This window comes from Pseudomonas mendocina, assembly GCF_003008615.1.
Lineage (GTDB): Bacteria > Pseudomonadota > Gammaproteobacteria > Pseudomonadales > Pseudomonadaceae > Aquipseudomonas > Aquipseudomonas mendocina_C.
Genome location: NZ_CP027657.1, coordinates 5517570 through 5531558, shown reverse-complemented (window position 1 = coordinate 5531558; position 13989 = coordinate 5517570). Strand labels below are relative to the sequence as shown.

Genomic DNA, 13989 nt, shown 5'->3' with positions numbered 1-13989 from the left:
TCCCCCACCTTTCTACAGGAGACAGCCATGAGTCACCGTTCCCTGGGCCGTAGCGGCCTGCAGGTTTCACCCCTGACCCTGGGCAGCATGATGTTCGGTGGGCAGACCGACGCCGAGGTGTCGCGGCGGATCATCGATACCGCCTTCGATCAGGGCATCAACTTCATCGACACCGCCGACGTCTACAACGCCGGGCGCTCCGAGGAGATCGTCGGCCAGGCCATTGCTGCCCGCCGCGACGACTGGGTGCTGGCCTCCAAGGTCGGCATGGGGCAGGCCGATGGCCGCGCCAACCGCAATGGCCTGAGCCGCAAGCACATCCTGCGCTCCATCGATGCCAGCCTGCGCCGCCTGGGCACCGATTACCTGGACATCTACTACCTGCACCGCGAGGATCAGCTAACCCCGCTGGAGGAAAGCGTGTCGGCCATCGGCGACTTGCTGCGCCAGGGCAAGATCCGCTACTGGGGCGTATCCAACTACAGGGGGTGGCGCATCGCCGAGATCGCCAACGTCGCCGAGCGACTGGGCGTGGCCAAACCCATCGTCAGCCAGCCGCTGTACAACCTGGTCAACCGCCAGGCCGAGGTTGAGCAGATCACCGCCGCCGCCTTCCACGGCCTCGGCGTGGTGCCCTACAGCCCGCTGGCGCGTGGTGTACTCAGCGGCAAGTACCAGCCGGGCGTGACCCCAGACGGCGACAGCCGGGCAGGGCGCAATGACAAGCGCATTCTCGAGACCGAGTGGCGTGACGAGTCGCTGCAGATCGCCCAGCAGGTCAAGCAGTACGCCGAGCAGCGTGGTGTCGGCGTGGTGGAGTTCGCCATCGCCTGGGTGCTGAACAACGCAGCGGTTCCCTCGGCCATCGTCGGGCCGCGCACCGAGGCACATTGGGCCACCTACATCAAGGCGCTGGACGTTCGCATCACCGCCGAGGACGAAGCCTTCGTCGACTCGCTGGTGACGCCGGGGCATGCCTCCACACCGGGCTACAACGACCCGACGCACTTCGTTTCCGGCCGACCGTTGCGATGAGGCGCGTGGTCAATCCCGACGACTATCTGGAAACGCCTGAAGGGCGGGTGTTTACCACCGAGCGCAACCGCCAGGCCTGGGAGCAGGCCTATGCGGCAATCGACACGCTGTTGACGGCTGCCAGCACGCTCTACCTGGTAATGGGCGTACAGGGTGCGGGCAAGTCGAGCTGGATCGCCCGCCATATTGGTGAACTGGAGCACGACGCGGTGTTCTTCGATGCGGCATTGCCGGCCCGACAGCACCGCCAGCGCCTGCTGGCGATGGCCCAGGCGAAGGGCGTGTCGGTGATCGCCGTATTCGTCCAGGCGAGCCTGGAGCAGGCACTTGCCCGCAACGCCTTGCGCACACCGGACAAGGTGGTACCGGAGGTCGCGTTGCGCAGTGTCTTCACCCTGTTGGAGCCACCTCATGTGGAAGAGGGCTTCGCGTCTGTCGTGCAGGTTGCGGCGCAGGCATGAGCCTGGGCACATGCTCCGGCTGGCAGGGGCCAATACGGCAGGTAGCTTTACTGCTGAGGGATCATCGACGGCTACTACCCTGCCGGTGCGCTGAACGCCTGTGACAGCTGGATGCGTTGTGCTCGCGCCCTTCAGGGCGGCTGTCAAGGCACGTGGCGCACTTACAGCGCCACTCTTTGTCCTTCATGCTCGTTACTTCTAATCGAGCTTAGAGTCGCTCTGAATATTTTCATTTGGAATAACAATATCCGGAAAGGATATTGGTATATACCAGGAGTCGTCTCGTCTAATCGCGTCCAGTTTCACCTGTTGACTGGAGCATTCGATGAGCGCGGTACGGGTTGTCCTGGAGTACTTCCACCCTTGGCCCAATTCGGCTGGTTTTTACCTGGCGCGCGAGCGTGGCTGGTATGAGGAGGCGGGGATCGAGCTTCACCTTCGTGTGCCCGATCCCTTTCACGGCGACAGCCTCGAACACCTCCTGCGAGGTGATGTGCAGTTCGCCGTATTTCCCAGCAACCGCCTGTTGGTGCGGCGTGCCAAGGGGCAGCCGCTGATCGGCGTGGCGGCGATCAATCATCGCGGCCTTGAGTCGATCCAGACCCTCACCGACTTCAATATCCACCGGCCGCGTGACTTGCAAGGCAAGCGCCTGGCGCTCAATCCGACGCCGCGCGGCCTGGCCATGGTGCGCCACCTGATCGCGGCGGATGGCGGCGACCCTGACGCGGTGATCCTGGTCGACAGCGGCGTGCGCGAACTGCGCCCCGAGCAGCTGGCCAGTGGTATCGCCGATGCCAGCTTCGGCGGCTACTGGGCCTGGGAAGCCTTGATGGACAGCCCCATTGCCGCCGAGCGCCGGGTGGTCTGGCCGGTCGACGAAATCGGAGCGCCGGCCTACCACAGCTACCTGCTGGGTGCGCACCAGCACTGGGTGGACAACAACCCGCAGCAGGTACGGGATTTTCTCGCGGTGACCGAGCGCGGCTTCCTCGCTGCCGCGGCCGACCCGCAAAGTGCGCTGCAAGCCTATGAGGCCAGCACGCCGTATTTTCCCAGCGAACTGCTCAGCAACTCGCTGCGTACCATCGCCCCGAGCTGGTTGCACGAAGGCCGCTGGGGCGAGCAACGCGAAGCGCTGATCGCCCCTTATGCCCGCTGGCTGCACGAGCACGGTGTGCTCGACGACGGCGAAGCCTGGCGCGGCGCGACCAGCAACGCTTACCTGTCCGGGGCGCGGCCATGAGCGCTGCCGCCCATATCGGCCATGGCCTCGGGCTGGAGCCGGTGAGCAGCGATTGGCCAGCGTTGCAGCAGGCGGATGTCGAACAGGTGCTCGCGTACTTCCCGCAACTGTTGGGCGCATCGTCCATCGACTGGCACAGCCCGCGACCTTTCGCAGCCGCGGCGCGGGTCGTTTGCGCGCAGGGCGCATTCTTTATCAAGCGCCATCATCGGCGGGTGCGTGAGGCCAGCTGGTTGCTGGAAGAGCATCGCTTCGTCGAGCACCTGGCTGAGCGCGGTGCATCGGTGGTGAAGCCGCTGCGCGGCAGCACCGGTTCGACCGTCCTGACACTTGGTGACTGGACTTATGAGGTGCTACCGGCAGCGCCTGGCCACGACCTCTACCGCGACGCCCTGTCCTGGACGCCATTTCTCAGCACCGGCCACGCGCACTCTGCCGGCCAGGCGCTGGCCGCTCTGCACCGCGCAGCCGAGGGATTCGAGGTGCCGCGGCGCGCCACGCCCGTGCTGCTGGCCAACCTGCACCTGTTCGCCCAGCACGATCCGCTGGCCGCCATCAGCGGGGCGGTGCGCGCGCAACCGGCGCTGGCCGATTACCTGGCGGCGCAGGACTGGCAGCGCACCCTGCAGGAATTGCATCTGCCGTTCCATCGCGAATTGCTGCCGCGCCTGGCGCAGCAACAGGCGCTGTGGACGCACAACGACTGGCACGCTTCCAACCTGTTGTGGCGCGACGACAGCGCCACGGCCGAGGTGGCCAGCGTGCTCGACTTCGGTCTCAGCGATCGTACCTTCGCGCTGTTCGACCTGGCCACGGCATTGGAGCGCAACTGTGTGCCCTGGCTGGAACTCGACCATGGCGGTCGTGCCGCCGCCGATCTCGATGGCGTGGATGCCCTGCTGGCAGGCTACGCCAGCGTGCGCCCGCTGAGCCGCGACGACCTGCTCACCCTGGTCGCCTTGTTGCCGGTGCTGCATGTGGATTTCGCCCTGAGCGAGATCGCCTACTTCCACGGCATCGTCGGCTCGCGTGCCAGCGCCGATGTCGCCTACCACGCGTTTCTGATCGGCCATACCGAGTGGTTCCGCCGCGCCGAAGGCGTGCGCCTGCTCGATCACCTGCGGGCGCTGGCCCGGCAACGCGCGTAGGAGGCGGCATGGCTCATCCCCTTATCAGCGCAGCAGAACTGGCCGGGCTTCTCGGCAGCCAGGGGCTGTTGATCCTCGACGCCAGCGTCGAGCTGCATGCCGCCCGACACGATGGCGATTACCGCGTCGAGAGTGGCTATCGGCCCTGGCTCGCCCAGCATCTGCCGGCGTCACGCCACGCCGATCTGCTGGACGAGCTGAGCGACCCGGAGGCTGCGTTCAGCTTCGCGCTGGCTGCACCTGAACGGCTGGGGCCGTCCCTGGCTTGCCTGGGCCTGTTCGGTGCGCAGCATGTCGTGGTCTATGACCGTCACGATGGATTCTGGGCCGCACGCCTGTGGTGGCTGCTGCGCAGCCTGGGTATCACCGCGCGCGTGCTCGATGGCGGCCTCAAGGCCTGGCTGGCCGCCGGGCTGCCCGTCGAAAGTGGAGACGTGGCGCCGCTGCCTTCGTCGCCAGTGCCCGAGCTGCAGCTCGATAGTCACTTATGGGTCGACCGCGAACAGGTGCTTGCCGTGGTCGAGGGCAGGGCGCCGGGCCTGCTGGTCTGTGCGCTGTCGCAGGCGTTGTTCGACGGCCAGGCGGTGACGCGCTATGCCCGCCGCGGGCATATCCCCGGCAGCCTATGCCGGCCGGCCCGCAGTCTGTTCGATGCAGGCGGCCGGTACCTGCCGCCAGCGCAATTGGCCGAGGTATTGGGGGCTGTGCTGCTGGACGATCCGCGGCCACTGATTCTGTATTGCGGTGGGGGCATTTCTGCCGCCGCCACCGCATTGGCGCTGACCCTGTTGGGGCGTGTGCCGGTCGCGATCTATGACGGTTCGTTGCAGGAATGGGCTGCCGACCACTGTTTACCAATGACCACCGGAGCAGCTCCGGCCTGAGGCCTCTGGCCAATTAGCCTTTTAGTCGCAGGCTCGTCCAGCACAGGTGCGGTCGCCCCATGTCCGGCCGCCCTGGCGCATGTAGCCATCAAGGAGTTCGCTCATGCAGTACCGCAACCGTTTCACCTTCAGCCTGCTGGCCCTGGCGCTGAGTCCTTCGCTGGTCTGGGCCAATGAGGCTACCCAGCTCGATGCCGTCACTGTCACGGGCGAGCGAGCCGATAGTTACCAGGCCAAGCACGCCGCCGTCGGCGGCGATGACGCGCCGCTGCGCGATACGCCCGCCTCGATCTCGGTGGTCACTCAGCAGATGCTGGAAGACCAGCAGGCCAAGCTGCTCAGCGAGGTGCTGAAGAATGACGCCTCGGTAGGCGACAGCTACGCACCCGTCGGCTACTACGAGAACTTCGTGGTTCGTGGTTTCTCACTCAATGCCGCGAGCAGCTACAAGATCAATGGCCGCACCATCACCGGCGAGCAGAACGTGGCGCTGGAGAACAAGCAGCAGGTCGAGCTGCTCAAAGGCCTGGCCGGCCTGCAGAGCGGGGTTTCCGAGCCTGGTGGGCTGGTCAACTACGTGACCAAACGCCCTGATGATGTGCGCTCGGTGACGGTCTCCACCAACGAGCAGGGCGAGCGCTATATCGCCACCGACGTCGGCGGCTGGTTCGGCAGCGAGCGGCAGTTCGGCCTGCGCGCCAACCTGGCCCACGAGGACATTCGCTCCTACGTCGATCATTCCGATGGCAAGCGCGACTTCCTCTCCCTGGCATTCGACTGGAACATCAGCCCCAATGCCCTGCTGCAGCTAGATGTGGAATATCAGCAGCGCGAGCAGACCTCGGTGCCCGGCTACCAGCTGCTGGGCGGCAGCAAGATACCGCGTGGCATCGACCCTAAGGACAAGCTCGCCCATCAGAGCTGGGCCAAGCCGGTAACCATCGACTCGCTCAACGCCAACGGCCGCTTCGAGTACCGCTTCAGCGATGCCTGGGTCGGCTCGGTAAGCGCAGCCCGCAGTCACGTGGTGATCGACGACTACAGCACCTTCGCCTGGGGTTGCTACGGCGCCGCCAGCTGCGCTGGTCAGGACGTGGCGAACTACTTCAGCGCCGAGGGTGACTACGACGTTTCCGACTACCGCAGCCCTGACGACACGCGCTGGAATGACGAGCTGGAGGTCGCTCTTAGCGGCCGCTTCCAGACCGGCACCCTGCAGCACCAGATGACAGTTGGCAGCAGCGCCCTGCGCCGTATCGTCGAACGACGCAGCTCGGTCAACGAATGGATCGGTACTGGCAACATCTATCAGCCGGCGGTCGACTTCGAGCCGACCAGCGTGCCGCTGGGTGACAAGTACCGGCGTCTCGACAGTCGCCAGTACGGCCTGTTCTTCAACGATCGGATCAGCTTCAACGAACAGTGGCAAACCGTGCTCGGCGGGCGCCTGGTACGCCTGGACGAAGAAACCTACGACGACCAAGGCGCGGTGACGCGCCATACCCAGCGCACCGAGTTCCTACCCAACGTGGCGCTGATCTACAAGCCCCGCGAGGACATCTCCCTCTACACCCGCTACAGCAAGGGCCTGTCGCTGGGTGGCGAGGCGTCCTGGTTCGCCAGCAACGCCGACCAGATCCTGCCACCGACCGAGTCGCGCCAGCTGGAACTGGGCATCAAGCGCGACTGGCAGCGCGCCAGCGCCAGCGTTGCGCTGTTCCGCATCGAGCGAGACCACCAGTACACGCGGCCGAACGACGATGGCACCTTCACCTTTGTGGCACAGGGCGAACAGCAGAACACCGGCCTGGAAGTGTCGGCCAGCGGTTGGTTGACCGATCGCCTGCAGCTCTCGGCCAGCGCTGCGGCGATTCGCGCACGGGTCACCGGCAGCGGCACCGAAGCGTACGAGGGGCATCAGGCGATCAACGTGCCGAAGCTGCGCGGCAGCCTGTCCTTCGACTACCGCGTACCTGGCGTTGACGGCCTGGCGCTGCTCGGCGGCGTGCAGTACAGCGGCAGCAAGTACGCCAATCACGCTGGCCAGGTGAAGGTCGAGGACTATGCCGTGTTCGATCTGGGTGGCCGCTACACCATGCGCTTCGAAGGCTACGAGACGGTATTCCGGCTCAGCGTGGACAACCTCTTCGATAAGCGTTACTGGCGCGATGTCGGCGAGTTCATGGGCGACGGCTACCTGTTCCAGGGGGCTCCGCGTACCGCTCGCCTGGCTGCCACCGTGAACTTCTGAGGAGCGCGCGATGCGTATTCCAAGTGTGATTTTTCTGAGCGTGCTGTTGGCGGCCTGCCAGCAGCACCCGCCGGCCAACGACCAGCTCGACGCCGTGCTGTGGAGCCAAACCGCCATCGAGCACGACCTGATCTATCAACAGGTATTCGCTAGCGCCACGCGGCAGTTACCGACGGCGCTAGCCGATCCGCAGTGGGATGCTCTACCGCAGCCCCCGCGTGATTTGCAGGGTTTGCCGCCAGCGCTGATTGTCGATATCGACGAGACGTTGCTGGACAACACCTCGCTCAACGCCCGGATGGTCGTGGCCAATGCGCCTTACGACTACCCGGCCTGGATGCGTTGGGTGGAACGTGGCGAGGCGCCGGCCTTGCCGGGCGCCCAGGCGTTCCTGGCGCGGGCGGATGCGCTTGGCGTGACGGTTTACTACCTGACTAACCGTGAGCCAGGGCAGGAGCAGGCGACCCTGGCCAACCTGCGGCGCGAGGGCTTTCCGATTGCCAACGTCGAGCAGATTCTCACCGCGGGCACTGCGGTGGGCGGCTGCCAGGCCGAGGGTTCGGACAAGACCTGCCGGCGCCAGTGGGTTGGTCAGCGCGCTCGCGTGCTGATGCTGGTAGGTGACAGTTTCGGCGACCTGGTCGCAGCCAGTGCCAATCAGCGCGCAGCGCAGGATCAGGCGGCGGCACCCTACCTGAGCTGGCTGGGAGAGCGCTGGTTCCTGCTGCCCAACCCTACCTACGGGGCCTGGTACAGCGCGCCATACGAGGATCGTGAAGAGCTGCCACCGGCTCGCAAGCGGGCACTCAAACATCAGGTTCTGGAGCCGCGACAATGACCCCGAACGCAACTATCCACGGCCATTTGCAAAGGGGCACACACTGATGTCGTCACTGGAAATCATCGCCGTGCTGATCAATATCCTCGGCGTCTGGCTGACCGCCCAGCGCATCCGCTGGTGCTGGCCGGTCAGCGTCGTCGCCGTACTGTTGTACGCCTGGATTTTCTTTGGCGTGAAGCTGTATTCGGACATGCTCCTGCAACTGATTTTCGCCGTGCTGCAAGGCTATGGCTGGTGGCGCTGGAGCACCGGCCGCAGCGAGGCTGGCAAGGTTCGCGTCGGGCGCCTGCCACGCCACGAGGCGTTGCTCGGCGCGCTCGTCGCAGGGCTGGTCGCGCTGCTGCTCGGTGCCGTGATGCACCATTACACCGATGCTTCGGTGCCCTGGCTGGATGCACTGCTGACGGCCTTCAGCCTGCTGGCGAGCATCTGGGCGGCGCGCAAGTACGTCGCCAGCTGGTGGCTGTGGATCGTGCTGGATATCGCCTATGTCGGCCTGTTCACCTACAAAGACCTGCAGCTCACGGCGGCCTTGTACGCGGGCTTCGTGATCCTCGCCTGCTATGGCTTGCATGCCTGGCGCAAGGATCTGCTCGCCCAGGAAGGCAGCCAGGCCGTTGCGGAGCCAGCCTTATGAGCCTACCCAAGCGCATTCGCCTCAACGGTCTGCGCCAGAACACGGTCAGCCACACGGCTGCCGGGCTGTGGCGGCATCCGCACAGCCAGGCGCACCGCATGAACCTGAGGGGGCACCCGTGATGAGCGCGTCGCCCACAGGTTTCATCTGCGAGAACCAGCCGCCCATTCAGGTGCGTGCCATCCAGCCGCACTATCTGCGCATCCGCGATCAGCTGGTCAGCGACCTGGCCCAGGGCGTCCTGCCTGGCGAAAGCCAGTTGCCGCCCGAGCGGGAGATGGCCGAGCGTTTCGGCTGTACCCGGGTCACCCTGCGCCAGGCCCTGCAACTGCTGGAGACCGATGGCCTGATCTACCGACAGAACCGCCGTGGCTGGTATGTCAGTCCGCCACGGATTCGTTACGACCCCACGCGCATCACCGGTTTTATGGACTATGTCCGCGCCCAGGGGCGCGTACCGCGCACCGAATGCCTGCATGCCGAGCTGCGTTCGGCCGGCGCCTGGCTGGCCAAGCGCATGGGCCTGGATCATCCGGAGGAGCCGGTGTTCTACCTGCTGCGCCGGCGTTGGGTCGATCAGCGACCGGTACTGCTGGAACGCAACTATTTGCGGGCCAGCTGGTGCCCGCAACTGTTGTCGGCGGATCTCGATGGATCCCTCACCAGTCAGCTGCGCGAGCGTTTCGGCCGCGTGCAATCGCGCTGCGAGTTGTTGATGCGCCCGGAACCGCTGGATGAGCAGCAGGCCGAGCTGCTGCAGTACTCGTCCGCTTCCAGCAGTTTTTGCATCGAGCGGCTTTGCTATGGCGAGCAGGGGCAGGCGGTCGAGTTCGACCAGGAGTTCTGGCGGCCCGATGCGTTGGCTGTCGTGGTGGCAACCCAGTACCAGGAGGATGGGTTGGATGTTGGCACTTGAGGCGCTGCTGGCCGAGGCCGAGGGCATTGTCTTCGATTGCGACGGCACCCTGCTGGACAATGTCGAACTGTACCGGCAGGCCTGGGTGGAGGGCTTTGCGTCACCGGGCATCGACCTCGACAGACACTGGCACGCGCAGCGCAGCGGCCTGTCCGAGAACGTGCTGATCGATGCCTTCGAACGTGAGTACGGGGTGACGGTGGATCGCCAGAACGTCGTCCGGCGAATGCGGCAAGCCTATCTGGAGGGCCTGGATCAGCTGCGCGAACTGACCCCGGTCACCGCCATCGTGCGCCGGTTCTACGGCAGCAAGCCGCTGGCGGTGGCTTCCGGCGGCTCGCGGCAGATCGTCCTGGCCTCCCTGCGTAGATTGGGTCTGCACGACCTATTCGATGGCGTGGTGACCTTCGACGATGTCGGCGTCGCCAAACCCCGGCCCGAGCTCTTCCTGCAAGCGGCCAGGTGCCTGGCGCTACCAGCCCCGCGATGCCTGGTGTTCGAGGACAGTCCGCAAGGTATCGAGGCGGGCAGGCGAGCGGGGATGACGGTGGTCGATGTTGCGCACGTGCTTAGCGTGGCGTCAGATATGGATCACGGTTGATCATGCGAAAGCAATCAACTTGAGGCCGGCCACGATCAGTATCACGCCCAGCACCAGTCGGATCTGGCTGGGCGTGAGCACCCGGCTACTCAGGCGGGCGCCGAGCAGGCCGCCGGCAACCGCCATCACGGCGAGCACGCCAATGCCCTCGGGCAGGTAAAAGGAAGTCGCACTCCAGTGGCCAATCAGGGCGACGACTGAGTTGAGCAGGATAAACAGTGCAGAGACAGACGCTGCGGTTCGCACCCCCGACCAGTTGAAGAACAGCAGTAGTGGCGTAATCAGTACGCCACCGCCTACGCCAGTCAGGCCAGACATCAGGCCGATCAGCGCGCCCCAGGCATAGGCAACGCTCCGGCGCGGCGGTTGCGGCTGGATTTCGGTGCTGGGCTTGCGCAGAAAAGACAGGCCGCCCGCGATCAGCAGAAGCATGCCCAGTAGATATTCGAACCACTGTTGCGGCAGGGTCAGGTAGCCGCCAAGCAACGCCAGGGGCAGGGCGCCAAGTGCGAAGGGCCAGAATAGCGGCCAGTCGAAGTGCTTGTCCTTGACGAAGCGCCAGCTCACCACCAGGGAAACCAGGGTGTTGAGGATAAGTGCCGTGGGTTTGATGCTCTCGGGTGCATAGCCCAACAGGGCCATGACCGCGATGTAACCGGAGGCACCTGCCTGGCCCGCGCAGGCATAGAGCAGGGCGATGGCGAGAAACAGCAGGCAGGTCAGCAGTGTGGGAGGGTCGGTCATAGGCTCGGCAGTTTACCCAGGCGCTGGCGGTGCTGCGGATAATTCCTTGCCCGCCAACGCCCACTTTCTCAAGCGAACCCGAACAAGCGCTCGGCATTGCCACTGAAGAACTTCTCCACCACCTCGTCCTTGAGCCCCAGGCGCTGGGCATCCTCGATGCTCTGGCGGATCGGGCGGAAGGTGTAGGACGAGCCGAACAGCAACTGTTCGGCGAGGAAGCCATTGGCGGCTTGCACGTAGCCTTCGCTGCCGGGCAGGAACAGGTACATGTCCGGCACCAGGTGGATGTTCTCGTAGCGGAAGGCCACGCCAATGGCCTGCTGCACGTTGGGCCAGTAGCCGTGGTAGACCACGATCTTGAGCGTTGGAAACGCACGGGCGACGGCGGCCAGGCGCGCGGGGTCGTTGTAGCTCGGATCCGGCGTGGTCGGGCCGCTCATCAGAAACAGCGGTATGCCGCGCTTCTGCAGATGCTCGTAGATCGGCCAGTACAGCGCATCGTCCGGGTGCCGCGCCGGGTCGCCGAAGCCGGGTTCCAGGTCGATGCCGGCCAGGCCGAGCACGTCGATGGCGCGGTCGATTTCCTTCAGTGCGCCTTCGATACCCTGCAATGCCGGCTCCACGGCGGCGATACCGAGCAGTTCGTCGTGGCCATGGACGATGCCGTGGATCGTATCGTTGGGCAGGTGCTGGCTCGGCGTGTGCCGGCCAACCACCACGGCCTTGTGCAGGCCAGCCTCGCGTACTTCGGCGAGAAAGCCTTCGGGCGTCAGCGAGCGCTCGAAGTGGTTGTCCGCCCCTCGGGTGCCGACGCGGCGATTGAGCCAGCGGGCGACGTCATGTTCAGGCGAGCCGGGTACGCCACCGAAGAAGGGGTGCAGGTAGGCCGGGCGGCAGCGCAGGTCGATGACCTTCATGCGACTTTCTCCTGGCCGGCACGCACGTCGAACGCACCACCGGTGAACGCGCCTTCGACGGTGACCTTGCCCTTGCCGGGCAGCAGCGGGAACACCAGTTCGGCGAAGCGGTAGGCTTCTTCCAGGTGCGGGTAGCCGGACAGCACGAAGCTGTCGACGCCCAGATCCGCGTATTCCAGCAGGCGTGCAGCGACCGTTTCCGGGTCTCCCACGAGCGCGGTGCCAGCGCCGCCGCGCACCAGGCCGACACCGGCCCAGAGGTTGGGTGCGACTTCCAGTTTGTTGCGGTCGCCACCGTGCAGCGCGGCCATGCGCCGTTGGCCTTCTGAGTCCATCTTGGCGTAGTTGGCCTGGGCAGCGGCGATGGTGGCGTCGTCCAGATGACTGATCAGCTCGTCGGCGGCGGCCCAGGCCTTCTCGTTGGTTTCGCGCACGATCACGTGCAGGCGCACGCCGAAGCGTACGCTGCGACCATGCTTGGCGGCGCGAGCGCGAACATCGGCGATCTTCTCGGCCACGGCGGCCGGTGGTTCGCCCCAGGTCAGGTAGGCGTCGACGTGCTTGGCCGCCAGTTCGTGGGCGGCAGGGGAGGAGCCGCCGAAGTACAGTGGCGGATAGGGTTTCTGCACCGGCTCGAAGAAGTTCTGCGCGCCGCGCACCTTGAGGTGCTTGCCGTCGAAGTCGACCTTCTCGCCCTGTAGCAGGCGGCGCCAGATGCTGAGGAATTCATCGGATGCTTCGTAGCGCTCGTCGTGGGCGAGGAATACGCCGTCGGCTTCCAGTTCGGTGGCATCGCCGCCGGGCACCACGTTGAGCAGCAGGCGACCGCCGCTGGCCTGATCCAGGCTGGCGGCCTGGCGGGCCGAAGCGGTGGGGTTGCCCAGGGAGGTGCGCAGCGCCACCAGCAGCTTGATGCGCTGGGTGACCGGCACCAGGCTGGCAGCGGTGACCCAGGGATCGAGGCAACTGGCGCCGGTGGGGATCAGCAAGCCATCGTAGCCGAGCTGGTCGGCGGCCACGGCGATCTGCCGCATGTAGGCGTTGGTGGCCGGGCGACCACTGCCGGAGTGACCGAGGTAGCGGGTGTCGCCGGAGGTGGGCAGGAACCAGAAGATGTCGAGACTCATGATGTTTTCCTCGTTGCTGTGGTTGGGGCAACGCAAGGTAGGTAGTGAGCCGATGGCGCGCGTGCGTGCCGGCCTCTTATATCGATAGCTGTACCGCCCGATTGGGCCGTGTGGGGGTGTCCGGCCTGCGCCGGTTGACCACCAGTTCGCCGATGGCGATCAGCCGTGCGCGGGTGACGTTGCGGCTCAGGCCCAGCAGGCTGGCGGTGTGCACCTGGTTGCAGTGGCAGAAGCGGTAGGCGGCACGCAGCAGGCTGTCCTCGACCTTTTCGTGCAGGCCGCCGGCCTGTTCTTCGAACAGACGGTGAAAGGCGCGCAGCAACTGCTCGTCGGCGCTTTCGAGGGCGGCGACCTGTGGCTGATCCTGGCGCTCGATGCGCATGTGCGACAGGCGCAGATCGTCGTCCTGCACCAGGCCGTTGCGGCACACCAGCAGGGTGTGGTGGATGACGTTCTCCAGCTCGCGGATGTTGCCCGGCCAGTCGTAGCTCACCAGTTTGCGCTCGGCCTCGGTGGACAGGCGCACTTCGCCGTAGCCCAGGCGGCTGCAGTAGGTTTTGATGAAGTGCCGGGTCAGCGGCAGGATGTCGCCAGGGCGCTCACGCAGCGGGTAGAGCTGCAGGCTGACGACGTTGAGGCGGTAGTACAGATCCTCGCGGAAGTTACCGGCGCCGATGGCCTTGTCCAACTGTACGTTGGTGGCGGCGACCACGCGCACGTTGATCGGGATGCTCTTGCGCGAGCCCAGGCGCACCACCTCGCGCTCCTGCAATACGCGCAGCAGCTTGACCTGGATGGCCATGGGCAGGTCGCCGATCTCGTCGAGGAACAGCGTGCCGCCGTTGGCTTCTTCGAACCAGCCGGCCTTGGCTGCCAGGGCACCGGTGAAGGCGCCTTTCTCATGGCCGAACAGTTCCGCCTCCACCAACGACTCGGAGAAGGCACCGCAGTTGACGGCGACGAAGGGGCCGTCGCGGCGGCCGCTGAGATTGTGTATGTGACGCGCGACCAGCTCCTTGCCCGTGCCGGTTTCGCCGATGATCAGGACGCTGGCCTCGCTGGGTGCGACCTGTTGCAAGTGGGCGAGAAGCGCCTGCGATCTAGGGTCTTCGAAGACCTGTGCGGTCGCCCGGATCGAGGTAGCCAGTGTCGGCGAGGGAGGAAGGGTCAGCAGTTGCATG

At 65.5% G+C, this 13989-nt stretch carries 15 protein-coding genes; 11 read left to right on the top strand and 4 right to left on the bottom strand.

The annotated features are described in order from the left end of the window. The first annotated feature begins 27 nt into the window (after positions 1-27). The 11 genes from C7A17_RS25690 to C7A17_RS25645 all read left to right on the top strand — a co-directional run bounded on the left by C7A17_RS25690 (position 28) and on the right by C7A17_RS25645 (position 10020). Complete coding sequence (locus tag C7A17_RS25690) at positions 28-1035, top strand: aldo/keto reductase (protein ID WP_106742200.1); 1008 nt, start codon at positions 28-30, stop codon at positions 1033-1035. 5 nt (positions 1036-1040) lie between these two features. After that, the gene (locus C7A17_RS25685) at positions 1041-1496 is read left to right on the top strand and encodes an AAA family ATPase (protein WP_199796376.1); all 456 of its coding nucleotides are present in this window, start codon (positions 1041-1043) and stop codon (positions 1494-1496) included. A gap of 325 nt (positions 1497-1821) precedes the next feature. Continuing rightward, positions 1822-2742, top strand: a complete 921-nt coding sequence (locus C7A17_RS25680) for an ABC transporter substrate-binding protein (protein WP_106742195.1) — start codon at positions 1822-1824, stop codon at positions 2740-2742. Further along, positions 2739-3890, top strand: a complete 1152-nt coding sequence (locus C7A17_RS25675; protein WP_106742193.1) for a phosphotransferase enzyme family protein — start codon at positions 2739-2741, stop codon at positions 3888-3890. The genes C7A17_RS25680 and C7A17_RS25675 overlap by 4 nt, the downstream gene beginning before the upstream one ends. A gap of 8 nt (positions 3891-3898) precedes the next feature. Beyond that, positions 3899-4774 (top strand): sulfurtransferase, encoded by an 876-nt coding sequence (locus tag C7A17_RS25670; protein ID WP_106742191.1) that lies wholly within the window; start codon positions 3899-3901, stop codon positions 4772-4774. Positions 4775-4877: 103 nt separating this feature from the next. Beyond that, the gene (locus tag C7A17_RS25665) at positions 4878-7025 is read left to right on the top strand and encodes a TonB-dependent siderophore receptor (protein WP_106742188.1); all 2148 of its coding nucleotides are present in this window, start codon (positions 4878-4880) and stop codon (positions 7023-7025) included. Between the two features lie 10 nt (positions 7026-7035). Continuing rightward, positions 7036-7863, top strand: coding sequence for a 5'-nucleotidase, lipoprotein e(P4) family (locus C7A17_RS25660; protein ID WP_106742186.1), 828 nt, complete (start codon positions 7036-7038; stop codon positions 7861-7863). A 46-nt stretch (positions 7864-7909) separates the two neighbouring features. Continuing rightward, positions 7910-8503 (top strand): nicotinamide riboside transporter PnuC, encoded by a 594-nt coding sequence (pnuC, locus tag C7A17_RS25655; protein WP_106742184.1) that lies wholly within the window; start codon positions 7910-7912, stop codon positions 8501-8503. After that, positions 8500-8625, top strand: a complete 126-nt coding sequence (locus tag C7A17_RS27230; RefSeq protein ID WP_267895734.1) for a hypothetical protein — start codon at positions 8500-8502, stop codon at positions 8623-8625. Before pnuC ends, C7A17_RS27230 begins: the two co-directional genes overlap by 4 nt. Continuing rightward, complete coding sequence (locus C7A17_RS25650) at positions 8625-9419, top strand: UTRA domain-containing protein (protein ID WP_106742182.1); 795 nt, start codon at positions 8625-8627, stop codon at positions 9417-9419. The genes C7A17_RS27230 and C7A17_RS25650 overlap by 1 nt, the downstream gene beginning before the upstream one ends. Further along, positions 9406-10020, top strand: a complete 615-nt coding sequence (locus C7A17_RS25645; RefSeq protein ID WP_106742179.1) for an HAD family hydrolase — start codon at positions 9406-9408, stop codon at positions 10018-10020. Before C7A17_RS25650 ends, C7A17_RS25645 begins: the two co-directional genes overlap by 14 nt. On the opposite strand, the gene C7A17_RS25640 is transcribed toward C7A17_RS25645, so the two are convergent. From C7A17_RS25640 to C7A17_RS25625, 4 genes are all read right to left on the bottom strand, one after another. After that, positions 10021-10764: a sulfite exporter TauE/SafE family protein gene (locus C7A17_RS25640; protein WP_106742177.1), complete on the bottom strand. Its 744-nt coding sequence runs from the start codon at positions 10762-10764 to the stop codon at positions 10021-10023. 68 nt (positions 10765-10832) lie between these two features. After that, complete coding sequence (locus C7A17_RS25635; RefSeq protein ID WP_106742174.1) at positions 10833-11681, bottom strand: amidohydrolase family protein; 849 nt, start codon at positions 11679-11681, stop codon at positions 10833-10835. Beyond that, positions 11678-12808 (bottom strand): FMNH2-dependent alkanesulfonate monooxygenase, encoded by a 1131-nt coding sequence (ssuD, locus tag C7A17_RS25630; protein WP_106742171.1) that lies wholly within the window; start codon positions 12806-12808, stop codon positions 11678-11680. The genes C7A17_RS25635 and ssuD overlap by 4 nt, the downstream gene beginning before the upstream one ends. A 76-nt stretch (positions 12809-12884) precedes the next feature. Next, positions 12885-13988 (bottom strand): sigma-54 interaction domain-containing protein, encoded by a 1104-nt coding sequence (locus C7A17_RS25625; RefSeq protein ID WP_106742168.1) that lies wholly within the window; start codon positions 13986-13988, stop codon positions 12885-12887. Between the last annotated feature and the right edge of the window lies 1 nt (position 13989).